The organism is Flavobacterium zhairuonense, assembly GCF_004352915.1.
Taxonomy (GTDB): domain Bacteria; phylum Bacteroidota; class Bacteroidia; order Flavobacteriales; family Flavobacteriaceae; genus Flavobacterium; species Flavobacterium zhairuonense.
The window spans coordinates 55,874-81,337 of record NZ_SJSY01000067.1; the positions used below are offsets into that span (position 1 = coordinate 55,874).

At 35.0% G+C, this 25,464-nt stretch carries 15 protein-coding genes; 11 read left to right on the forward strand and 4 right to left on the reverse strand.

The genetic code is table 11. The features are described from left to right. Positions 1 to 150: 150 nt before the first annotated feature. The 8 genes from EYY60_RS05210 (at position 151) to EYY60_RS05245 (ending at position 14,980) form a co-directional block, all read left to right on the forward strand. The gene (locus EYY60_RS05210; protein ID WP_132988334.1) at positions 151 to 2,028 is read left to right on the forward strand and encodes a sodium:solute symporter family protein; all 1,878 of its coding nucleotides are present in this window, start codon (positions 151 to 153) and stop codon (positions 2,026 to 2,028) included. 244 nt (positions 2,029 to 2,272) lie between these two features. Continuing rightward, positions 2,273 to 3,238 carry a glycoside hydrolase family 130 protein gene (locus tag EYY60_RS05215; RefSeq protein WP_132988335.1) on the forward strand — a complete coding sequence of 322 codons (966 nt, stop codon included), beginning with the start codon at positions 2,273 to 2,275 and terminating at the stop codon, positions 3,236 to 3,238. Positions 3,239 to 3,244: 6 nt separating this feature from the next. Beyond that, a complete protein-coding gene (locus EYY60_RS05220) occupies positions 3,245 to 4,312 on the forward strand; it encodes a carbohydrate-binding family 9-like protein (RefSeq protein ID WP_132988336.1) in 1,068 nt (355 codons plus the stop codon). Positions 4,313 to 4,319: 7 nt separating this feature from the next. Further along, a complete protein-coding gene (locus tag EYY60_RS05225; protein WP_132988337.1) occupies positions 4,320 to 5,399 on the forward strand; it encodes a putative glycoside hydrolase in 1,080 nt (359 codons plus the stop codon). 163 nt (positions 5,400 to 5,562) lie between these two features. Further along, positions 5,563 to 8,709: a glycoside hydrolase family 2 TIM barrel-domain containing protein gene (locus EYY60_RS05230; RefSeq protein WP_132988338.1), complete on the forward strand. Its 3,147-nt coding sequence runs from the start codon at positions 5,563 to 5,565 to the stop codon at positions 8,707 to 8,709. A 5-nt stretch (positions 8,710 to 8,714) separates the two neighbouring features. Next, positions 8,715 to 11,036 carry a glycoside hydrolase family 20 protein gene (locus EYY60_RS05235; RefSeq protein WP_132988339.1) on the forward strand — a complete coding sequence of 774 codons (2,322 nt, stop codon included), beginning with the start codon at positions 8,715 to 8,717 and terminating at the stop codon, positions 11,034 to 11,036. 214 nt (positions 11,037 to 11,250) lie between these two features. Continuing rightward, complete coding sequence (locus tag EYY60_RS05240; protein WP_132988340.1) at positions 11,251 to 12,735, forward strand: alpha-L-fucosidase; 1,485 nt, start codon at positions 11,251 to 11,253, stop codon at positions 12,733 to 12,735. Position 12,736: 1 nt separating this feature from the next. Continuing rightward, a complete protein-coding gene (locus tag EYY60_RS05245) occupies positions 12,737 to 14,980 on the forward strand; it encodes a GH92 family glycosyl hydrolase (RefSeq protein ID WP_132988341.1) in 2,244 nt (747 codons plus the stop codon). A gap of 269 nt (positions 14,981 to 15,249) precedes the next feature. Here EYY60_RS05245 and EYY60_RS05250 read toward each other — a convergent pair whose 3' ends face one another. From EYY60_RS05250 to EYY60_RS05265, 4 genes are all read right to left on the reverse strand, one after another. After that, positions 15,250 to 17,376 (reverse strand): alpha-L-fucosidase, encoded by a 2,127-nt coding sequence (locus tag EYY60_RS05250; protein WP_132988342.1) that lies wholly within the window; start codon positions 17,374 to 17,376, stop codon positions 15,250 to 15,252. 55 nt (positions 17,377 to 17,431) lie between these two features. Next, complete coding sequence (locus EYY60_RS05255; RefSeq protein ID WP_132988343.1) at positions 17,432 to 18,874, reverse strand: alpha-L-fucosidase; 1,443 nt, start codon at positions 18,872 to 18,874, stop codon at positions 17,432 to 17,434. A gap of 40 nt (positions 18,875 to 18,914) precedes the next feature. Next, a complete protein-coding gene (locus tag EYY60_RS05260; protein ID WP_132988344.1) occupies positions 18,915 to 19,922 on the reverse strand; it encodes an isoaspartyl peptidase/L-asparaginase family protein in 1,008 nt (335 codons plus the stop codon). 215 nt (positions 19,923 to 20,137) lie between these two features. Next, entirely contained in the window at positions 20,138 to 22,594 is a 2,457-nt protein-coding gene (locus EYY60_RS05265) for a prolyl oligopeptidase family serine peptidase (protein WP_132988345.1), read from the reverse strand. 482 nt (positions 22,595 to 23,076) lie between these two features. On the opposite strand from EYY60_RS05265, the gene EYY60_RS05270 reads away from it, so the two are divergent. The 3 genes from EYY60_RS05270 to EYY60_RS05280 all read left to right on the forward strand — a co-directional run bounded on the left by EYY60_RS05270 (position 23,077) and on the right by EYY60_RS05280 (position 25,464). Then, positions 23,077 to 23,943, forward strand: a complete 867-nt coding sequence (locus tag EYY60_RS05270) for an AraC family transcriptional regulator (RefSeq protein ID WP_132988346.1) — start codon at positions 23,077 to 23,079, stop codon at positions 23,941 to 23,943. Positions 23,944 to 24,302: 359 nt separating this feature from the next. Beyond that, the gene (locus tag EYY60_RS05275; protein ID WP_132988347.1) at positions 24,303 to 24,650 is read left to right on the forward strand and encodes an L-rhamnose mutarotase; all 348 of its coding nucleotides are present in this window, start codon (positions 24,303 to 24,305) and stop codon (positions 24,648 to 24,650) included. After that, entirely contained in the window at positions 24,637 to 25,464 is an 828-nt protein-coding gene (locus EYY60_RS05280; RefSeq protein WP_132988348.1) for an amidohydrolase family protein, read from the forward strand. Before EYY60_RS05275 ends, EYY60_RS05280 begins: the two co-directional genes overlap by 14 nt.

Consider the following 25,464-nt stretch of genomic DNA (forward strand, 5'->3'; position numbering starts at 1 on the left):
AAAATGTAGATTATGCTTACCAAAAGTCAATACCGCATCATTAACAGATTCTTCTTAAGAATTCTAAAATCAATGTAGAATTATCTTCTTAATTGGAACTCAGATTGCCCCAACCAAAAATTAACTAACCAACTAATACCATAAAATTTAATGAATATCATTGACATAGCGATCATCATTGCCTACATCGTGCTTTCTGTAGGAATAGGAATTTGGATTTCAAGAAAAGCGTCAAAAGGCTTAGATGATTATTTTCTCGGCGGAAAAACAATTAAATGGTATTTTTTAGGATTAAGCAACGGATCTGGAATGTTTGACGTTTCAGGAACTTCATGGATGATTGGAGTTTTGTTTTTATACGGTGTCAAAAGTTTTATGTTTATGTGGCTTTGGCCCATTTGGAACCAGATTTTCGTAATGATGTTTCTCGCTGTTTGGATTAGAAAATCAAAAGTAATGACAGGTTCCGAATGGATTTTGACTCGCTTTGGAAGCGACAGAGCCGGAAAAGCATCTCATATTATTGTGGCCATTTTTGCCATCATTTCTACAATAGGTTTTATCGCTTATTTTTTTGAAGGAATCGGGAAATTCGTAACCATTATTCTTCCTTGGGATTTAACGCTTCATTATGGTGATTTAATTCTTTTGACATCAGAGCGTTCTTACGCATTGCTAATTATATTTTTAACGACAATTTATACCGTTAAAGGCGGCATGTTTTCTGTAGTAGCGACTGAAGTGGTGCAATATCTTATCATGATCACGGCAGGAACACTGATTGCGGGTTATGCTTTTGTGAATTATACTGATATTCAAATCAATTCGGTTATTACAGAAGAATGGAAAAATGTTTTCTTTGGATGGCAATTTGAAACCCAATGGAGTGAAAAATTCCAGACATTCAACAATTTGATTGATTCAGAAGGATATAAAATGTTTGGCGCTTTTATCGGAATGACTTTGTTTAAGGGGTTTTTCGCGAGTGTTGCCGGACCAACGCCAAGTTACGATTTACAAAGAATTCTTTCGACAAAATCGGTTAAAGAGGCGGCTTATATGAGTGGTTTTACAAACCTGATTTTATTCATTCCGAGATATTTATTGATCACTGGAATCGTGGTAATTGCATTGGTAAATCTTGCACCTGAATTAAATGCAAACGCAGGTTTAACTGGAGCTGATTTGGAATTGCTAATGCCAAAAGTGGTTAATTTATATATTCCTGTTGGAATAAAAGGACTTTTGCTGGCGGGTTTATTGGCAGCGTTTATGTCCGGATTTTCAGCTTTTGTAAATGCTGGTCCGGCTTACATTGTAAATGATATTTATAAAAAGTATTTCAAGCCAGTTGCATCAAATGCTCATTACATTAAAGTGAGCCAGATTTCTTCATTTTTGGTTGTTGGTTTAGGAGTTTTTATGGGCTTTTTTGCTGATTCAATCAACTCCTTGACTTTATGGATTACCAGCGCCCTTTATGGAGGTTATGTCGCAGCTAATTTCCTAAAATGGATTTGGTGGCGCTTTAATGGCTGGGGTTATTTCTGGGGAATGTTTGCAGGGTTAATAATCGCTTCATTGCAATTTATTTTAGGACAGAATCAAGCCAATTTAACGGAAGGTTCATTTTTATATAACTTATCACATGTACAAGCCATTTATCTCTTTCCGTTAATTTTTGGCTTCTCTATTTTGGGTTGTGTTTTAGGAACTTTCTTGAGCGAACCAACAGAAATGGAAGTATTAAAATCGTTTTATTCGAATGTTAGACCGTGGGGTTTCTGGAATCCCGTCTATAAAGTGTTAAAAGCAGAAGATCATACTTTCGAAAAAAATAATGATTTTGGCAGAGATATGCTGAATTGTGCAATCGGGATTGTATGGCAATCGAGTATGATTTTGCTTCCGATATTCTTTATCATCAAAGATTATCCAAAAGCAATCGTAGCATTAATAGTTTTTCTGATCACGACTACCATCCTGAAATTTACATGGCTGGATAGAGTTAGAAAAATTGCAGATTAAATAAATTTGGAATGCGTAGAAACATAGATTTTTATTTTTAGAAAAGAAGAGTACAAAAGAAAATTCCACACACACATATATCTTTTGGACTAAACCGAAACCAATTTTTTAATCTTAAAAACTATGTTTCTAAGTGTTTCAATAAAAAGAGAAAATAAGAAACAATTTCAGACTGTTTAAAGAAATAGAAAATATCTTTTTAGGAGTTTGGAGAATTAAAAATAATAAACGAAAAACTAAGAAAATGAGCAGTATTCCTTGGCAAGACAGACCAGAAAACAGTAATGATGTAATGTGGAGATATTCAAATAATCCTATTATAGAAAGATACGCGATTCCTTCATCAAATAGCGTTTTTAATAGTGCTGTTGTTCCTTTTGGAGATGGTTTTGCAGGTGTTTTTAGATGCGATAATAAGGCAGTTCAAATGAACATTTTTGCTGGTTTTAGTAAAAATGGAATCGATTGGGAAATCAATCACGAACCAATCGAAATGAAAGCTGGAAACACAGACATGATCGAGTCTGCTTACAAATACGATCCGCGTGTTGTTTTTATCGAAGACCGTTATTGGATTACGTGGTGTAACGGTTATAACGGACCAACAATCGGAATTGGTTATACTTTTGATTTTAAGGAGTTTTTTCAATGCGAAAATGCGTATTTGCCTTTTAACAGAAATGGAGTTTTATTTCCACAAAAAATCAACGGAAAATACGCCATGTTGAGCCGTCCGAGTGATAACGGGCATACACCTTTTGGAGATATTTGGATCAGTTATAGTCCCGATATGAAATATTGGGGAGAACACCGCCTAGTTATGAAACCAACTCCTTTTGAAGACAGTGCTTGGCAATGTACAAAAGTGGGAGCAGGACCAATTCCTATTCTTACCGACGAAGGTTGGTTGATGATTTATCATGGCGTTATCAACACTTGCAATGGTTTCCGATATGCAATGGGAGCGGCGCTTTTAGAAGTTGATTCACCCGATAAAGTAAAATACAGAACACAACCTTATTTATTAGGGCCAGCAGAACTTTATGAAATGGTAGGCGATGTGCCAAATGTTGTTTTTCCATGCGCTGCTTTACATGATACTGAAGAAGATAAATTAGCTGTTTATTATGGCGCTGCCGATACTGTCGTGGCTATTGCTTTTGGTAAATTAAGCGAGGTAGTCCAGTTTACGAAAGATAACAGTTTATAGAAAAATATGGATTTTAAATTTAAATGGTTACCCGTCGCTTTAGGATTTTTTTCTGTTATGGCGTTTTCGCAATCGAAAAAGACAATTGTGCCTAAAACCTATGTCGCAACCAAAACAGCAACTCCCATTGTAATTGATGGAGAAGATGCTGACACTTCATGGAGCAAAGCGGAATGGACTGATCTTTTTGAAGATATTGAAAACGGCATAAAACCAAAATATGCCACCAAAGTAAAAATGCTTTGGGATGAAACCAATTTCTATATTTTGGCAAAAATGGAAGAACCTCATGTTTGGGCCAATTTGAAACAGCGCGATACCATCATTTTTTATAATAATGATTTTGAGGTTTTTATTGATCCCGATAATGATACTTACAATTATTATGAGTTAGAGATAAACGCCTTAAACACCGCTTGGGATTTGTTTTTGACAAAGCCATACAGAGAACCTGATATTGTAGTCGCAAACGGCTGGGATATTCCTGGGCTTAAATCGGCTGTGAAAATTAATGGCACAATCAATAATCCGAATGATACTGATGAAGGCTGGGTCTTAGAAATGGCTATTCCGTGGGCGTCTTATAAAACGTCTTATTTTGACAAAGTTGTTCCGATAGATAAATTCTGGAGAGTTAATTTCTCTAGAGTAAATTGGCAACATTCGATTAAAAATGGAACTTATGAGCGAAAAAAAGATGCCAATGGAAAGTTCTTGCCCGAATACAATTGGGTTTGGTCGCCAATGGGTGTCATCAACATGCATGAGCCTGAAAAATGGGGATATGTTTATTTTTCTTCAAAAGAAGGGAAAGATGCTTTTGTAATTCCGCAGGATGAAAAAGTAAAATGGGAACTTTATACGTTGTACAGAGCGCAGAAACAATATGCTGAAAAGCACAAAGCTTGGGCAAAATCAATGGCAGATCTTACGAAAGAACCAATCGTAGTTGATACTAAAATTTTGAAACCGGTATTAGAAAACCATGCTTCGGGATATAATATTTCGATAAAAAGTCCTTTTTCAAACCAAACTTATATTATAAGGCAGGACGGCAAAATAATCTCAAAATAAACCACCTATGAAACTACCAAAACTATTACTTTTTTTATTAGCCTTTAGTATTTTTTCATGTGCTAAAAAAGAAGAACCAACCACTTTTAAATTTGCTGTCTGGACCACAGCTGACGCTAAAAAATCGGATGCAGATTATACAAAAGAATTTAAAAAATATAAAGACGGCGGCATCGATGAGGTTTTGATCAATACTGCTACAGATCCAAAACTTTTAAAAAAATTAGTGCCGCTGGCTACAAAAGAAGGCTTAAAAGTACATGCCTGGATTATGGCCATGAACAGACCTGGCGATTCGATTGCGCTACAACATCCAGACTGGTATCAGGTAAGCAAAGAAGGGAAATCATGTTTTGACACTCGTCCTTATGTTGATTATTATCAATGGCTTTGTCCAACCAGAAAAGAGTCTAGAGAACACGTTTTGCACTTAGTTGAAGAACTGGCAAAAGTGGATGGCATTGAAAGTGTTCATTTAGATTATATTCGTTTCCCGGATATTTTTTTGCCAATTAGTTTATTGCCAAAATACAATTTGGTTCAAGATGTAGAATTGCCACAATTTGATTTTTGCTATTGCGATGAATGTGTAAAAGCATTTGAAAAAATACATCATAAAAATCCAAAACAAAGCCACAATACTTCAATCGATATGGAGTGGAAAAACTTTAGATTAAATGCCATTCAAGCTGTAGTTAATGATGCTTATGCTATCGCGCATAAACACAACAAACAATTAACGGCGGCGGTTTTTCCTTATCCAGAAATGGCTGATCATATGGTTCGTCAACGTTGGGATAAATGGGATATCGACGAAGTTTACCCAATGATTTATCATAGTTTTTACGATGAAGAAATTGATTGGGTTGGTTATGCTACAAAACAAGGCGTTGCTGATTTGAAAGATAAAAAAACAAAAATCAATACAGGGATTTACGTTCCAGGATTAAAGAATGATAAAGAATTAAAAGAAGCCATTTTATTAGCCAAAGAAAATGGCGCAATCGGGGTTTCCTTTTTTGACGGAAACGCGCTGTCTGAAAGTAATTTCAAAACCATAAAAGAAACAAAAGCAAGTCTGAAATAATGTTCAGTTGCGAAAGGAAAACCGTATTGCTTTAATGCGGTTTTTTCTTTACAAATTAACAGCATGACTGTTTATTTGGCTTAAAAGAAACATAGTTTGAAGCTTTTGCTTAATTTTAAAATTATGTTTTCTGCGCCAAAAGCAGTAGAGAATAAAATAAAGAATGAAAAAAGCAATATCTATATTATCCCTATTATTTTCTTCAGTTTTAACGATAAATGCTCAGGAAAAAGTTCCGTTTTGGCAGAATGAAAAAATCAACGAAGAGAATCGTGAACCGATGCATGCTTCCTATTTTGTATTTGAAAATGAAGCTTTAGCAAATAAAAACAACTGGAGAGAATCTAAAAATTATCTCGACATCAATGGACCGTGGAAATTTAAATATGTTGACAGTCCGAATGATCTTCCAAGGGATTTTGAAAAAACGGATTTTAATGACAATTCTTGGGATAATTTTAAAATTCCTGCAAGCTGGGATGTAAACGGATATGGATTTCCAGTTTATGTAAATACCACTTATGATTTTGATTATTTGATGGCGCCAAATCCGCCATTTGTTCCAACAAAATACAATCCAACCGGCGTTTACAGAAAAGAAATCACAATCGATAAATCATGGGAAGGAAAAGATATTTTTCTTCACATTGGAACAGCAAAATCAAATCTTACGGTTTGGGTAAATGGCGTGTATGTGGGTTATGGTGAAGACGGAAAATTGCCTTCTGAATTTAAATTGAACAAATATGTAAAAACAGGTAAAAACTCAATCGTTCTAAAAGTAATGAAATGGAATGATGGTTCTTACTTGGAATGCCAAGATATGTGGCGTATGAGCGGAATCACAAGAGATTCTTATTTGGTTGCCCGAAATAAAGCGCATTTAAATGATTTCGAAATTATCCCAGATTTGGATGCAAATTACGTAAACGGAACTTTAAAAATTACAACTGACTTTTCTGATTTAGACAAAAAAGAAAGCTATAATTTTGAAGTGCAATTAAAGGATAATGGTCAAGTTGTTGACACTAAAAAAGTAGTTCTTTCGGGTAATTCTAAAAAATTGAATTTTGATTTCGCAGTAAATAATCCGAAAAAATGGAGTGCCGAAATTCCTAATTTATATCAGGTTAGTTTTCTTCTTAAAGATAAAAAAGGAAACTTGATTGAAGTAATCAACCACAATGTTGGCTTCAGAAAAGTAGAGATTAAAAACGGACAGCTTTTAGTAAACGGAAAAGCGATTTACATAAAAGGCGTGAACCGTCATGAAACCGATCCTGTAACAGGACAAACGATTTCTAGAGAACGAATGGAGCAGGATATTAAATTGATGAAAGAATTTAATATCAATGCAGTGCGAATGTCGCATTATCCAAACGATGAATATTTTTATGAATTATGTGACAAATACGGAATTTATGTTGTCGATGAAGCCAATATTGAATCGCACGGAATGGGTTACGATATTACGAAAACATTAGGCAATAAACCAGATTGGGAACTCGCTCATATACAACGTATGGAGCGTATGGTTGAACGCGATAAAAATCATACTTCGATCATTATTTGGAGTATGGGTAACGAAGCTGGAAATGGCTACAATTTTTACCGTGGTTATCTATGGATTAAAAACCGAGACAAATCGAGACCAATTCAGTACGAAAGAGCAACTGCTGGAGCTTGGGATGGAAAAGGTTTGAAATTTGAATGGGATTCGGATATTATTGATCCAATGTACAGTTCTCCGGATAAAATGGAAGAATATATTTTGGCAAATCCAAATCCGTCAAGACCTTACATTCAGTGCGAATACGCACATGCAATGGGAAATTCAATGGGTAATTTCAAAGATTATTGGGACGTTATCCGAAAATATCCAAACTTTCAGGGAGGTTTTATTTGGGACATGATCGATCAATCAGTTTATAAAAAATTGCCAAACGGAATTACGGTTTTGGCATATGGTGGTGATTTTGGCCCGAAAGATGTCAAAAGTGACAACAACTTTGTAAACAATGGTGTATTTACCGTAGATAGAAAACCAAATCCGCATGCGCTTGAAATGCGAAATGTGTTGCAGAATATCTTGACTTCATGGGAAAATAAAGAAACAGCAACAATCAAAGCTTATAATGAATTTTCATTTAAAGATTTGAGCAATGTAAAACTGGAGTGGAAATTAATTTTGGACGGAAAGATTGAAGCAACAGGTAATATCGATAATTTAGATATTCTTCCAAATCAATTTAAAACCTATGCTTTGCCAATCAAATTGGGAGACAAAAAGTTTCAGGAAGCATTTGTAAATATTACATATACTTTAAAAAGTGCTGAACCGTTTTTGCCAAAAAATTTCGAAATTGCAACTGAGCAATTAGCTTATAAAGGCGAATGGAAAAATGACATTAAAATTGCCGGAAAAGGAAAAATAACAGTTGATAAAAAAGAAAACAGTACTATTTTTAAAAGTGAAAATACCGAAATTGCTTTCGACAAAAAAACAGGTTTCATAAACGGATATTCTTTTCATAATTTGCCAATTATTAAAGGCGGTTATCAACTGCGTCCAAATTTATGGAGAGCACCAAATGATAATGATTTTGGAGCAAATTTCCAGAAGAATTTGGTGGCTTGGAAAGAAGCGACAGAAAATCCGATTTTAGTAAACTGGACATTTTCTGCAACAAAAGACAATAAGATTTTGGTAAAAGCAACGTATAGTTTGCCTCAGGTTGCTGCTACTTTAGAACTAAATTACGAGTTGAACAGCAACGGCGAATTAAGCGTAAAAGAAGAATTAAATATAGATAAAACCAAAGAACAGCCAATGTTGCCAAGATTTGGAATGGAAATAATTGTTCCAAAAGATTTTAGTACTATGACTTATTACGGAAAAGGCCCGCACGAAAATTATATCGACAGAAATTATAGTTCACAAATTGGCCTTTACAATCAAACGGTTTCTGAGCAATATTATCCATACATTCGTCCACAGGAAACAGGAAACAAAACCGATATTCGTTTTTTAGAATTATCGGGAGATAAACTAAAATTGACTGTAACTTCAGATATTTTGCTATCCGTTACAGCGCTTCATTATTTAAACGAAGACTTAGATGATGGCTTAGAAAAAGACCAAAGACACGCAGCCGAATTGCAAGAAAGAGATTTGACAAGCTTGAAAATCGATTACAAACAAATGGGCGTTGGAGGTATTGATAGTTGGCAAGCGTGGCCAATGAAACAATATCTTTTGCAGGACAAAAATTATCAGTATCAATTTAAAATAGCACCATCTTTAAAATAATAATTATGAGAAAATTAAAATCAATATTCATCTTAATCTTCTTAGCGGTTTTAAGTTCGGGTTATAGCCAGAAAGTTTTTACTGAAAAAGATATTCAGATTGTACCGAAACCAAATCAGTTACTGCTTCAGGCGGGATCTTTTGAGTTTTCAAAAAATACCGTTTTTGTTGCAACTACCGATTTTCAAAAAGACATTTCGAATGCATTAATTAGCAAATTAGAAACTGCAGCTGGCTTTCGTCCTGTTCTTGGAGCGAAAGTACCAAAGAGCAATTTTATTCAGTTTAAAACAGATGCGACATTTCATAGAGAAGCGTACAAACTCGATGTAAGCAATAACATCATTACAATTACCGCAAACGGGAATGCCGGTTTTATCTACGGTTTAGAAACCATTCGACAATTGCTTCCTGTTGCTATTGAAAGCAAATATGTCATTACATCTACAAAATGGCAGATCCCGAATGTTACAATTACTGATGAACCACGTTTTCAGTATAGAGGATTAATGTTGGATTTATCACGTCATTTCTTCGATAAAAACTATATTTTATCTACAATAGATCGTTTGGCAATGCACAAAATGAATGTTTTGCATTTGCATTTGGTTGATGATCAGGGTTGGAGAATTGAAATCAAAAAATACCCAAAATTAACCGAAGTTGGTGCATGGAGAGTTGATCAGGAAAATTTGGCTTGGAATGCAAGAGCAAAAACAAATCCTGATGAAAAAGGAACTTACGGCGGTTTTTTAACACAGGAAGAATTAAAAGAAATCGTAAGATATGCCGCTTCAAAAAATGTTGAAGTAATTCCTGAAATCGAAATGCCGGCGCACGTCAGCAGTGCTATTGCAGCTTATCCGGAATTAGCTTGTTTTGATCAGCGTATCGGAGTTCCGTCAGGTGGTTTATGGCCAATTACAGATATTTATTGTGCCGGAAAGGAATCGACATTTGAATTTCTTCAGAATGTAATTGATGAGGTAATTACCATTTTTCCTTCAAAATACATCCATATTGGTGGCGATGAAGCCACAAAAACAAATTGGGAAAAATGCCCGAATTGCCAAAAAAGAATGAAAGATCATGGCTTGAAAAATGTACATGAACTGCAAAGTTATTTTGTAAAAAGAATGGAGAAATACATTAATTCTAAAGGCAAAAAACTAATTGGTTGGGATGAAATTTTAGAAGGTGGCCTTGCTCCAGAAGCAACTGTAATGAGCTGGAGAGGAACCAAAGGCGGAACTGAAGCCGCTGCACAAGGGCACGATGTAATCATGACACCGGAATCGCCTTGTTATTTCAACTTTTATCAAGGACCTCAAAATGAAGAACCATTAGCTTTTGATGCTTATAATCCATTAAATAAAGTATATGAATTTGACCCTGTTGTTTCAACTATGTCGACAACAGAAGCAAAGCATGTTTTGGGTGGACAGGCTAATTTATGGGCTGAATTTCTTCCAGGGCCAAAGGATTCTGAGTATATGATTTTTCCGAGATTGGCGGCTTTATCTGAAGTTTTATGGAGCACAAAAGAAAACCGCAATTGGAATGATTTTACGACGCGACTGACTTCATTATTCAAACGTTATGATTATTTGGGAATCAATTATGCAAAAAGTGCTTATTTGGTTACAGCTTCTTCAAGTGCCGATTTACAGAAAAAACAAGTGAATGTGACACTGAAAAATGAATTCCCAAATCCAGACATTCGTTATGTTTTAGGGAATAACAATATTGGTCAGAATGCGATAAAATATACAAATCCAATTCAGTTTAAAGAAACTACAGTTTTAAAAGCTTCGCTTTTTCAGGATGATAAACCAGTAGGGAAAACATTTACAGATACAATCGTATTTCACAAAGCAGTTGCACATAAAGTAAATTATCTGACGCCATATAATAAAAATTATACTGGAGATGGGCCTTTTACGATGGTAAATACCATTCGCGGTTCTAAAAATTTCCATGACGGACAATGGCAGGCTTGGCTTGTAAATGATATGGAATTGGTTATCGATTTTGAAAAACTAGAAAGTATTCAGCAAGTTACAGTTGGAACTTTAGAGAGTCAAGGTGCGGGTGTATTTTTTCCGATACAAATAAAAATTTTGCTTTCTAATGATGGCATTAATTACAAAGAAGTTGGGAAAGTTTCGCGTCCTTATGCGGCAAATCCAATTTCAGAGTTAAAAGATTTTAAAATCAGTTTCCAACAACAAAACGCTAGGTATGTAAAAGTGATTGGGATGAATTTGAAAAAAAGTCCAAGAGGCGAGAGCTCATGGTTGTTTGTAGATGAAATTTTAGTGAATTAAAACCCGTTGGATGAAATTTTAAACACATAGAAACATAGATTTAGAAGGCGCAAAAATTTAAATAAACATAGTCAGCTATGTGTTAGAAACTAGTTTCTTTTTAGTGTCTTTATCTGAAAATAATCCCGAAGCTTCGGGACTATGTTTCTATGTGTTGAACAAAAAAACATGAATTTCACCAAACGGGTTAAATTAAAAATAAACAAGATTTAGTATGAAAAAAAGTATATTCATTTTAGCATTATTATTTTCTGTACAATTGTTTTCACAGGCAATTTATGAAGATGAACGTTATGTACCGGAAACAGATCCTGCAGTATTAAAAAATTTAGAAGAATGGCAAGGGAAAAAGTTTGGTCTTTTAATGCATTGGGGAACTTATAGCCAATGGGGAATTGTAGAATCTTGGTCGATTTGCCCTGAAGATTACGGTTGGTGCGAACGAAAAAAAGGAAGTAATCCGAACAATTATACTGAATATGTAAAAGAATATGAAGGATTGAAAAAAACATTCAACCCAACAAAATTCGATCCTACAAAATGGGCGAAAGCAGCAAAAGCAGCCGGAATGAAATATATGGTCTTTACCACAAAACACCATGACGGATTTACAATGTTCGATTCAAAATATACTGATTATAAAGTAACAGATGCGGCTTGTCCTTTCAGTACCAATCCGAAAGCGGATATTTTAAAAGAAGTTTTTAATGCTTTTAGAAGTGAAAATATATCAACTGGAGCCTATTTTTCTAAACCAGATTGGCATAATGAAAACTATTGGGATCCTTATTTTCCACCTTTTGACAGAAATGTTAATTATGATCCATCATTATATCCTGAAAAATGGGAGAAATATGTTAATTTTACACACAATCAAATTTTAGAGATTCTGACCAATTATGGCAAAGTAGATATTTTGTGGCTAGATGGTGGCTGGGTAAAAAAGAGAGATTTACAAAACATCAAAGAAAACTATGCATCGAAATTTGAAGAAAACGAATCTAAAAACGGCTTTATCAAACATAGAGTTGTAGATCAGGATCCTAAAATGGATGAATTGGTGGTAAAAGCACGTCAGAAACAACCAGGATTAATTGTAGTTGATAGAGCTGTTCATGGCAAAAATCAGAATTATTTAACTCCTGAAAACAGAGTTCCTGAAAAAACATTGCCTTACCCTTGGGAATCTTGTATTACCTCAGGTGGTGGATGGTCTTATACTCCTGACGCAAAATACATGACAGGAAGACAAGGAATTCATATGTTGGTTGATGTGGTAGCAAAAGGCGGTAATTTATTGCTGAATATTGCGCCAAGTCCAGAGGGAGAATGGCAGCAAGGTGCTTATGATTTGTTGGCTGCTTACGCAGATTGGATGAAGGTAAACAGTACAGCAATTTATGATACAAAACCAATTGCTCCTTACAAGGAAGAAAATATTTGCATGACGCAAAATAAAGCAGGAAATGTATTTTTGTTTTATTTGGCCAAAGACGGAGAGGACAAAATTCCTTCAGTAGTGACTGTAAAATCTATTAGTCCTAAAGAAGGAACCAAAATTACGATGTTGGGTTCAAAAACTTCTTTAAAATGGACTAAAGAAGCTAAGGGCTTTAAAGTTGTGATTCCGGAAAGTCTGAGAAAGAACCTTCCTTCAAAAGAAGCATGGACTTTAAAAATTGAAGCGATTAACAAATAATATGATATTAAGAAAAAAGCGAATTTTACGAGCAGTATGTTTTATCAACATACTGCTTTTTGGTATTACAGTTTCTGCGCAGCAACCAGCAGAGTTTGTGAATCCATTAATTGGTACTTCAAATTATGGAGCTACTTTTCCCGGGCCAATTGCGCCACGCGGGATGGCCAGTATAAGCCCGTTTAACGTTGCAGGAACTAAAAACAAACCTTTAGAAAAAGACAGTCAGTGGCTGTCTAATCCTTACGTAAACGAAAATACATTTTTGACAGGATTTAGTCATGTTAATTTGAGCGGAGTAGGTTGTCCAGATTTGGGCGTAATTTTGTTGATGCCAACAACAGGAGCTGTTGAGACCAATCATTTAAAATATGGTTCCACTTATTCTAATGAAATTGCCAAAACAGCTTATTACAGTGTAGATATTGACAAATATAAAGTCAAAGGCGAATTTACCGCATCAAAAAGGGTAGGAGTAAGCAGATTCACTTTCCCGAAAGGGCAATCCAATATTTTGCTCAATCTAGGTTTGGGATTAACAAATGAAGAAGGCGCGATGATAAAAGTAGTTTCTTCAACAGAAATTGAAGGAATGCGTTCTGTAGGCTCATTCTGCTACAACAGTCCTGAAGATGCTTATCCGGTATATTTTGTAGCAAAATTTTCAAAACCCGCCACTAATTATGGTGTTTGGAAAAAAACACAAAAATATGATGGCGTAGAAGCACAATGGATGGGCTATAACGGAAAAACGCGAATGATGAAAAATACCATCAAAACGGTGGTTGGAGACAGCATCGGAACGTATTTTTCCTATCAGTTTGATAAAAAAGAAACAGTTGAGGTAAAAATTGGAGTCTCTTATGTAAGTATAGAAAATGCGCGTGAAAATCTAGAAAAAGAAACAGCAAATAAGCCATTTGATACAATTTACAAAGAAACTTACGACGAGTGGAATAAGGAACTTTCAAAAATTTTGGTCGAAGGAGGCTCTTATCAGGATAAAGTTATTTTTTATACTGCCTTGTATCACACTTTGATTCACCCAAATGTTTTAAACGATAGTAATGGGGAATATCCAGAATTAAAAAGAAGTGAGATTGGTAAAACGGAAGGGACACGTTATACAGTATTTTCTTTATGGGATACATACAGGAACATGCATCCGTTAATGTCTTTAGTCTATCCTAAGCAACAATCTGATATGATAAAAAGCATGCTGGAAATGTATGATGAAAACGGCTGGTTGCCAAAATGGGAATTGAATTCGACAGAAACATTTACCATGGTTGGAGATCCAGCAAGTATCGTAATAGTAGATGCTTGCTTAAAAGGAATTCAGGATTTTGACATTTATAAAGCGTATTATGCCATGTTAAAAGGCGCTGATCAAGTTGAAAATAACCCGTTGCGCCCTGGACTTAAGGAATATCTGGAAAAAGGGTATTTGTCAACTAATTATTCTGGTCCTGTTTCTACTACACAAGAATATAATATGTCAGATTATGCGATTTCACTTTTAGCGAAAGCTTTAGGTGAAAAAGATGATTATAAGCGTTTTGCAAAACGTTCATTATCGTATCAAAAATTATTTGACAAAGATTTGAAATTACTTCGACCAAGATTAGCTAACGGAAAATGGTACGAACCTTTTGATCCCGAAGCAGGGGCCAATTTTCAGGCAAATGTTGGCTTTGTCGAGGGCAATGCTTGGCAATATGCTTTTATGGTACCGCATGACATTAGGGGATATATTAAATTAATGGGCGGCGACAAACCTTTTTCTGAGCAATTGCAAAAAGTTTTTGACACCAAACAATTTGATATGGCAAACGAGCCGGACATTGCTTATCCGTATTTGTTTAATTACATCAAAGGAGAGGAATATAAGAGCCAGGAATTGGTGAGAAAATTGGTGAGAGAACATTTTAAAAATTTACCAAATGGACTCCCAGGAAATGACGATACAGGAACCATGTCTGCTTGGCTGGTATATTCAATGATGGGATTCTATCCGATAACGCCTGGTGATCCAAGTTATACCATTACAACACCAATGTTTGATAAAATAACGATTCAGTTGGATCCAAAATATTACAAGAGAGAAAATATTGTAATTGAACGAGAAGTCAATAGTGACGGAAAAATCAAAGAAATTCAGTTAAATGGCAAAAGCCTGAACAGTTATTTTATTTCGCATGATGATTTTGTAAACGGAACAACATTGAAAGTGATTCAGGAATAAAGCAAAAAGCGTCTGATTAATTTCAGACGCTTTTTTGTTGGATGGAATATTTATGAAATTTAGTATAAACCCCAGCGGGGTGAAATATTTATAGAATACAACAAGACAAATGAAAAAAGCTCCGGAGGAGCGACATATTTTTTTCTAAAGTCTTAAATATGTCGCTCCTCCGGAGCTTTACGTTGTAAGCAATATTCCTTTGCTATAAAGATTTCGCTTCTCTGAAGCTTGAATTGAGACAATCTCTTTTTATAGCTTAAAAGGAATATCTATTCCACGCTTTTTACTCCCAATTCAGCAACTGAAATATAATTTCCATCTTCACTGCTTTTGCCAATAAATTTAATAAATCGCGCTTTCGCCGAAGTTTTTAAAGTAATAATCTGCTCGACAGGATTGCTTTTGATATTCGAAAATTCGCCTTCAGCAACTGTTTTCCAGCTTATGCCATCTGTACTTACTACCCACTGGTAATTTTTTACAATACCGCCTGTACCATTCTGGCGAGGCAAATAAGATAAAGATGAAATTTCCATTTCTTGTCCCATATCGATTCCAATGGATTGTGGGAAAGGTGTTATGGAAGTATTTTCGATTGTACTCCAAAAAGTCATTTCATTATCATCAATAGCATTTGACGCTTTTTCTTTATCTGGATTTTCAAAAGTAGCGGTAATTATTTTCCAATCTTTTTTGCAGACATTAAAAGATTGAATTACAGTTTCGCCTGATTTTAAATCTGTTCCAAAAGATTTCGCTTTTATATCGCCTGATGATAAAAATGAAAATGCACTTTCGTAAGTTGGAGACTGAATTGTAGGTTCTGTTCCATCAATTGTATAATGAATTTGATTTACAGGGGTTTCTGTAGTTATAGAAACGTTTCCATCTTTATCTCTTTTAATTTTTGGAAGTGCCAATTGTTCTGGCTCTCTAAAAACACCAATGTCACTCAAAGCAATACAAACTGGAGATTCTTCAATTCGGATTCTCAATTTTGAAGTTGAAATGTAATTAGGTAATCTCACCAAACGATTTGCCCCGATACTGGTTGCCTCTCCTATTTTTTTCCATTTTCCATTAAAAAATGCATCAAATTCAACTTTTTCAATACGTTGGCCAAGTTTGATGTTTTCTCTTAGGCGAATGATATTAAAAGTCTGTTCTTTATTCCATTCTAAAGTTACGAACGCTTTTTTTACCTCATCATTGGTTGCCCAATACGTATAACGATCATTGTCGGTAAGATTTTTGGTTCCGAAAAATATTTCATTTTCACCTCGAACTTCCGAAGCTTTTACTACAGCAGATTTAGCAAGATTGTCGGAGAATAATTTCTTCAGAAAATCGCCAAAATCTTTTAGTGCTTTAACATCATTTGGATGCAACAAACCGTCTCTATTAGGCGAAATTCCCAAATCCAGACAAGCGCCTCTTCCAACCGAATTCATATAAATTTTAAATAATTCTGAAACCGATTTTACATGATTGTCTTCATTTGAATGATAAAACCAGCCATTTCTAAGTGGTACGTCGCATTCTGCAGGTTTCCAATATTTGCCATTTCGAGTTCCTTCGGGCGCTTTGCTAGAATCTGTAGCTCCTGGAACGGCTACTGTATTTCCTGCAATTGGTAGTGGCGTAAAAGTTGCCCATGAAGTTTCGGCAGCAAAGCCATGTTCGTTTCCGACCCAGCGTACATCTCCCATGTCAGAAAAAATAACCGCATCAGGCTGCAGTTTTCTTGAAATTTGCCAAGTGTTATCCCAGTCGTAATATTTTGTACGATCGATGTTTCTTTTTTCATTTTTACCACCGTAATAACCATCACCTCCATTAGCACCGTCAAACCAAGTGATAAATAATTTTCCGTAATTCGAATATAATTCGGTTAATTGCTCACGGAATTTAGTAACATATTCGGGCGTTCCATAAAATTCATTATTTCGATCCCAAGGCGAACAGTAAAGGCCAAATTTCATTCCAGCACTACGAGTAGCAACTTCAAATTCTTTTACCATATCGCCTTTTCCATTTCGAAAAGGGCTTTTGCTGATATTGTAACTTGTTGTTTTTGTTGGCCATAAACAGAATCCGTCATGATGTTTTGCTACAAGAATTACACCTTTAAAACCGCCGGCTTTTGCCGCATTTACAATTTGGCTGGCATCAAATTTCGTAGGATTGAAGATTTTAGGATCAGCATCTCCGTATCCCCATTCTTTATTTTGAAAAGTGGTGGGGGTAAAATGCACTAAAACGTATTGTTCTACTTCTTGCCATTGCAGTTGAGCTTCGGTTGGCAATGCTCCATAAGGTGCTGGTGCACTTACTTTTTGAGCAGTCATAGAGACAAATACAAAACATCCAAAAAGCGTTAATAACTGTTTTTTCATTTTTTCATTGTGGTTTTTTAGTCAGTAATGTGATGCTGTTTTTTTAAGAAAATCGTTAGTTGACTTTAAAGACAACCGCCTCCGAATATACTAAAGATGTTCTAAGATTTTGCGGAATGCTGACAATAATTCCATCAGTTGTTTTTTTGCTGGTTAGCTTTTGTTTGTTAGCCAATAAAATAACTTTAGGATTCTTTAAATCCGTTTTAATGGTAATTTCTGCTGGCAATTCTTTTTCATCTTTTGCCGGCATATAAATTCCGTAAATTGCATTTCCTTTTTGAGTATAACCAACTTTTCCGTCTAAATATGGAGCGACAGGTTTGGTATCATAAATTGCTTCTCCATTTGTAGAAAGCCATTTGCCAACATTTGCCAAAGTGGTTTCGATTTTTGGATCAAATTCTCCTTTAGCATCCGGCCCAACTCCTAATAACAAGTTACCGCCTTTTACCACGATATTGGTCATTAATTGAATAACTTCTTTTGATGATTTGTAATGATCATTTGGCACCCAACCCCAAGCGCCACCAAGCGTAATGCAACTTTCCCAAGGCACTGTCAATGGTTTTTCTGGAGTTTTTTGTTCTGGAGTCAAATAGTTTTCATATTCGCTCGGAACCCAACGATCTACGACAAGCATTCCTGGTTGTTTTTTGCGTGCAGTTTCAGCAATATGTTTCATGTCGATATCCATATCGTATGGATATTTACAAAATTCTTCCACCTTTTTATTTATTGTAGAAAGTGGTCGAACCCAGCATCCATCAAGCCAAAGAATATCTACTTTTCCATAATTTGTAGTTAATTCATTTAACTGGTTTTGGGTGTATTGAACATAGCTTTTCCAACGGTCTGGAAACTTTTTTATGTCATAAGTCGGATTTCTATCTTTTGGCGGATAGTACGACCACCAGAAATTTTCAGTAGTCCAGTCTGGTTTTGAGAAATAAACACCAACAGCCAATCCTTCTTTTCTTGAAGCATCTAAAACATCTTTTAATACATCTGCTTTTGGATTTTTCGCATAAGGCAATTCTGGATTTGTGATTTTAAAATCAGTAAATTTTGAATCGTACATGCAAAAACCATCATGATGTTTTGAAGTGAAAATCATGTATTTTGCTCCTGCATTTTTGAACATCTTCGCCCATTTTTCAGAATTTAAATTCGTTGGGTTTAATTTGAATTTTGTATTTCTGTAATCAGTAGCATATTTGTAGTAATCGTCATAACCGTCTCGGGTAACCCAATCTTCGGGAGCCAATCCCCATGATTCTACAGTTCCCAATTGGGTGTAAAGCCCCATATGGATTAGAACTCCAAATTTATAGCCTTGCCATTTGTCAAGATTGGCTTTTACTTGTGGATCTTTTGTCCAAACGTAACCAGCTTCTTCTGATTTGTTTGCTTCCATACTAAAATCGCCTTGCGCGTGAACAGAAAATGAACCCGCACAGACAAAAGCTGTAAACAGTAACTTGAATTTATTTTTCATTTTGTTTTTGGTTAAGTCTTTATTGATGTTGCTGATTTGTTTACTTAATGTAAAAATCAGGATCAATTAATCGGTTTCCGGTTTCGTCATAAACAGCGTAGTTAAAACCACTCTGTACACAATACGAACCATAATCGCCTTTTTTGTTCAAAGCAATAAAGCCAACCTGTATATCTTTTAGGTTTTTGTTTCTATTTTTCATCAGTTTTACGACGCGTTGAACGGCTTCTTCACAAGCTTTTTGAGGCGATCTTCCTTGGCGCATTAATTCTACAACCAAATGGCATCCCGCAATTCTGATTACTTCTTCTCCATGTCCCGTTGCCGTTGCAGCTCCAATTTCGTTATCAACATATAAACCCGCACCAATAATAGGAGAGTCGCCAAGACGGCCGTGCATTTTGAAAGCCATTCCGCTGGTAGTACACGCACCCGAAAGATTTCCGGCCGCATCCAGAGCGATCATTCCAATCGTGTCATGATTTTCGATATTGGCAATTGGCTTATATTCGGAAGTTTTTAGCCATTCTTTCCATTCTCTTTCAGAATCGGGAACTAATAAATTTTCTTTTTGAAAACCTTGTGACAAAGCAAATTGAAGCGCGCCATCACCAACTAGCATTACGTGAGGTGTTTTTTCCATCACGGCACGAGCTACAGATATTGGATGTTTGATATGTTCAAGACAACCAACAGAACCAATATTCGACATTTCGTCCATGATGCAGGCATCTAAAGTCACACGTCCGTCACGATCTGGTCTTCCGCCGTAGCCAACACTTCGTTCTTTTGGATCAGCTTCTGGAACTTTTACGCCGGCTTCTACGGCATCAAGAGCTCTACCGCCGTTTTTTAATACTTCCCATGCCGCTTCATTTGCCTGTAGGCCAAAACGCCAAGTTGAAAGTACTATTGGTTTTCTAACTTTTCCTTCCGGAAGTTCATTTTGTTCCTCTTTAAGTTCTTCCGCATTTCCGGTGAAAGAATTTAATACAACGGCTGCCGATGCGATTGCAGTTGTTTTTAGAAAATTTCTACGATTTGTCATGTCTTGTTTATTTTAATCTGACTGAATTCAATCAGAAAGTAGTTTGTTTTTTGGTTATAAGTAGCGCAATTTCAGAAGATTGTTTTTTCTGTGAGAATATTGCTATTAGTTTGATTCTCTGTCTTTTTTTTGCTAAAAGTAGGGGTTTTTATTGAAATACTAAATCGTATTAGTAAAATTAACGCACCTGATTATTCAGAATTTATTTTTTTATTCTAATTGAAAAATTCCAACGTTTTGGCAGACCAGTCATTATCAAAGAAACCGCTTACTTTCATGCTTGGCAAGCCATTTAAAAGCAAGTCTGTTTTGAAAATCATAACATCTGGAAAGCCTGTGATTCCTGAAATGTAATTATTTGCCCAGGTCGCTTTCATTCCTTTTTCAGAAGTTCCTGATACAACGCCAACCATTGCAGTTTTGCTGTCAGATCTTGGCACAACAAAATAAGCAGCCAAATCATCTCCTTTTAATGTTTTGTTGTCAATTTTTACTTGCTGATTGTCAATTTGGATTGGAGAATTTTTCAGCAACAATTTCCATGCGCTATTGTTTGAAGCATTTCCGTAGATAATCACATTTCTGTCTTTGTATTTTTCTAATGAAAATTCCTTGTCAGAAATAACATCGATGCTTCCATTTCCTCTGTAATAAAAAGTTTCTGCGTCAAATCGTGCTCTGTTTTGGTACCATTCTTTTTCCAAAGCAGAACCCCCTGTTGCGTAAACAAAAACAACATTATTGTCAAAAGCAAATTTGAAACCGCCTTGGCGTACTGCGTATTTTTCAGCAGTATTAATTTCATTGACTAAAGTCCATTTTTCGTTTTTTAAAGCCAAAATTGCTTTTTTATCTGAAGCAGTTTTCAGAATTTGATCATCAATATTAATTGTAATTTCTTTGTTTATTTCCAATGAAGGCAAATCCAATTCTAGTATCGAAGCATTTTTGGTTTTAACGATAATTTCTTCTTTGCCGATTTTGGCATTAATATTAGAAAAATCAAAAGGACGAATTTGTTGTTGCAATTTGATCCAATAATCTGTCGAAGAAACTGCTGGAGTTGCTGTATAGAAATCAATTTCTTTTACATTTTTATTTGCTGGGATCGTTTGGCGTTTGAAAAATTCAAAAATCGGGAACCAATCTACCGAATGATCTCCATACCAATGTTCTCCGCCCGGATATTCATAATAGCAAAAATTTGGATGAAAAGTTCCCAAAATCTGACGCATTTCACGCACTTGTGAAATCGGAACAGTCGAGTCGGCATCGCCATGTAGAATATATACTCCGTCTTGTTTTAAATTTTGCACAAGACTTTTTACACGTCCCGAATTTGCAGAACGTTTGATTGGTTCATAAGCTTTGAACATATCGTGCATTTCATCTCCTTTGTCAAATCCGTAAGTAGAAATGTCAGGATAAGAAGCACATGGCGCAATTGCAGCAAATTTTCCGGGATAAGTAGTTCCTAAAAACCAAGTTCCATGACCGCCCATCGAATGACCTGTCAAGTATGTTTGTTCTGGAATCGTTTTGAAAACCCTTTTTGCTTCTTCTAAAACTTCCAAGGCATCAATTCTTCCCCAATCTTCCCAGTTAAATCCGAAAGGACGACGGTTTGTTGCCGCAACAATAGTTACCCAATCTTTTTGTTTATAAGCACGCGACTGATTTCTAGCTTCAACAGAAGCACCGTGAACCGATAAAACTAACGCTTTTGGCCCGGTTCCTAAAGCAGGAGCAATGCTGTAATATTGTACACTGTTGTCAACTTTACTTAGAAAAGTGCGCTCGTGATGAATGGTAGCTGAGCGTTGCTGAATAGGAAATTCTGTTTTGTCCAATACTTTTCCGCTTTTGTCAATTAACGTAAGTTCTAATTTTAGTTCGCCATTAAATTCTTTTTTTGCGGCTGGAACTTTGAATTTTACTTTTCTGACAAACATTGGCATAATGGCGTCAGTATTGTATGAAGCGGTTTCTCCGCTAGATAATTTCGCAACGATTTTTAATTCTTTCAAATCTTTTTCCGTTGCATTGATGATGCGGACTGAAGCCCATTTTTCGTCTTTTTCTCCATTGATGACATCAGGAAGGGTCAAGTCGCGTTTGGTAAATTGAATGTTTTTTGAAAGGACAATAATTTTTGATTTTACACGTCCAAAACGTCCTTTCGTATAAACAAATTCGTTCGTTCCTTTTCGAAGTTTAAACGGAATCAAAGTATATCCAAAATCATAATGATCTCCTTCATGAGGCATTCCATTTATATAAGTGCGCGTTCCGCCTGTAGTTTCCATAAGTACGATTTGCTCTTTTGGCGAATTATATTCGGTAAACAAAAAAGCAGATCTCAAATCTTTGCCACTGAAAACTCCAACCGAATCCACCTTAATATTTTGCCAATCTCCTTTTTGCTTGTTCGGATTAACAAATTTTCCCGTTGCATATTGCCAAGCTATCGGATCTTGTCCGTTGAAAAGTGTGCCGCTTTTTTTGTCAGCAGGCAGAAAATAACCTTCAGTGAATTGATGCAAAACACTTCCTTCGGCGGTTGTTTCTATTTTTTCTTTACCAAAATATTCCACAACATTTCCCGTAGTTTTAGTTTGTGCAATCAAATTTGTACTGAGAGCAATCAGGAAAATTAAGAGTTCTTTTTTCATTTGTTTTTTAGTTTTAGTTTTTTTGTTCCCGTTTTTCCAATTAAGTTGTCGTTAAATAATTTTTAAGTTTAGAATAAAAAGGAACGTTTGTAGATTTTTAAAACGCTTTTAAATTTTGCTTAAAAACGTTTTGTAAAATTGGTTGTCAATCCAGATATGTATTTTTATCGAGAAATCACTTATTAATTCAATTCTATCATTTTGTCCAAAAAAAGGACTTGATTTTTGGACTTAATCTTATTCCTAATTCCAATGTTTTTAGGACTTTCGAAGCAAAAAGCAAGTCTGCTTTTTAATTTAAAATAAGAGGCAAAAACAACTTTTTTTTGATTTTTTTATCTTATTAAAACGATTTAGTATTGTGGAATGCATTTTTATATTATTTTTGTTTTTAGGGTAAATTAAAATTATATCTAAATCAATTTAATAATTAATTCAATTTTATCATTATTTAATTATTAATTATCATTATTATTCGGAAAATGAAAATCGTTAAAACTACTATCGCTTCTTATACAAATACATCGCTATCTGTATTCTCTCGTGAAGAGTCGTTTTTTCAGTCGCCTTTTCATTCACATCCGGAATTTGAATTGGTTTATATATTAGAAAGTCATGGGAAAAGAATTATCGGGAATTCTGTAGAATCTTTTCAACCGGGCGATATGGTTTTCCTGGGAGATGATATACCACATGTTTGGCTCAATGACGAAATTTTTTATAAAGGAATCAATAGCCTTAAAGCAAAAGCGATTGTAATTTATTTTAGCCGAGATCTTTTTGGAAATTCTTTTTATGAATTGCCAGAAGCGCAGGAAGTCAAAAAGTTTTTTGCTCAGGCAATAAAAGGCGTTTCCATTACAGGAGAAACGAACGCTTTGATCGCAAAAAAAATGAGTAAACTTCTTAAAAAGAAAGGTTTTGAAGTTGTAATGGGACTTCTTGAGATTTTATTTCTTTTGTCAAAAAGCAAAGATTTGCGATACATTAATGATAATTCATATGTGCCGGTTAATGAGGATAATAAAAGTGATCGTCTTGCTGAAGTTTTCAAATATGTAAAATCAAATTACAAAGAAGAAATCTCGCTTGATGAAATTTCAAAAATCGCAAACTTGACTCCGACTTCTTTCTGCAGAATGTTCAAAGCAAAAACCAAAAAACCTTTTGTCGAATATTTAAATGAAATCAGAGTTTCAAATGCCTGCAAATATTTGATTGAAACTGATTTGGGTATTTCTGAAATTGCCTATGAATGCGGTTACAAAACGGCTTCAAACTTCAATAAACTCTTCAAGAAATTAATAGGTACCACACCAAAAGAGTATCGCAAAAATACTTTGGTATAAGCAACAGCTTCCAATTGTAATTTTATTAAAAAATAGGTATTCGATTTTGCTCAAAATTAAAATCTGTATTTTGAAGATTTCTTTTTATAACGTGCTATTTTTTTTTATCTCATAATTTATTTTAAAAAAGTGAGCTAAAAATCTGTCTTTTGGTGGTATTTATTAAAAAGATAATAAATGCTTAATTAATGATAATTTTGAGGTAAAATAAAAGATTATAATGCAATAATTTTATTTTTTTAAGATTGCAATAAAACTCTGTTCCAAAATATAAAACGATTTAGTTAATAACTTGTACAGAATAAAGAAACGATAATCAGTAATTTTAGGTCTCAACCTTAAAATTTAAATATAATAGTATGGTAACTCAAAAATATTGTCTGGCATTAGATTTACATGAAGATCCGGTTTTAATGGCGGAGTATAAGAAATACCATGAAAAAATTTGGCCTGAAATCACAGAAAGCATTACCAATTCAGGAATTGAGAATCTTGATATTTATTGTGTTGGCAACAGATTGTTTATGATTATCGAAGCCAATGAAACTTTTACTTTTGAAAGAAAAGGAGAAATGGATGCCAATAATCCTGTTGTTCAAAAATGGGAAGAATTGATGTGGAAATATCAAAAAGCTTTGCCGTGGGCAAAAGAAGGTGAAAAATGGATGTTGATGGAAAAAATATTCGACCTGCATGAAAATCGATAGCCACCAACATTTCTGGAAATTTGACCCGATAAAGGACGCTTGGATTACTGACGAAATGAAAGTAATCAAGCGCGATTTTTTGCCTGCTGATTTGGAGCCCATATTATTCGAAAATCAGTTTGGAGGTTGTGTGGCTGTTCAAGCCGATCAAAGTGAGGAAGAAACACTTTTTCTATTGGATTTAGCAAAAGAAAATCATTTCATAAAAGGAGTTGTAGGCTGGATAGAGTTGTGTTCCGACAATATTGCGGAGCGTTTGCAATATTGCGCCAAATTCGAAAAGTTGAAAGGTTTCAGACATATTATCCAAGCAGAAGCCGATCTCGATTTTATGTTGCAACCAAAATTTCAAAATGGAATTTCGCAATTAGCAAAATATAATTTCACCTATGATATTTTGATTTTCCCGAAACATTTGGAAAATGCGGCGAAGCTTGTAGCAAATTTTCCGAAACAAAAATTTGTTATTGATCATTTGGCAAAACCAGATTTTAAAAACAAAGAATTCATTGATTGGGAAAACGGAATTCGAGCAATTGCAAAATTTCCAAACGTAATGTGCAAGGTATCGGGCTTGGTGACAGAAGCCGATTGGAATAATTGGACCAAAACAGATTTTACACATTGTTTAGATGTGATAACTGAGGTTTTTGGAATTGACCGTTTAATGTTTGGCAGTGATTGGCCTGTGAGTTTGCTTGCCGCTTCTTACGCCGAATCATGTGAAATTGTTGAAGATTATTTTTCTAAATTCTCAAAAATAGACCAAGATAAATTTTGGAGCAAAAACGCCATCAATTTTTATCATTTATAA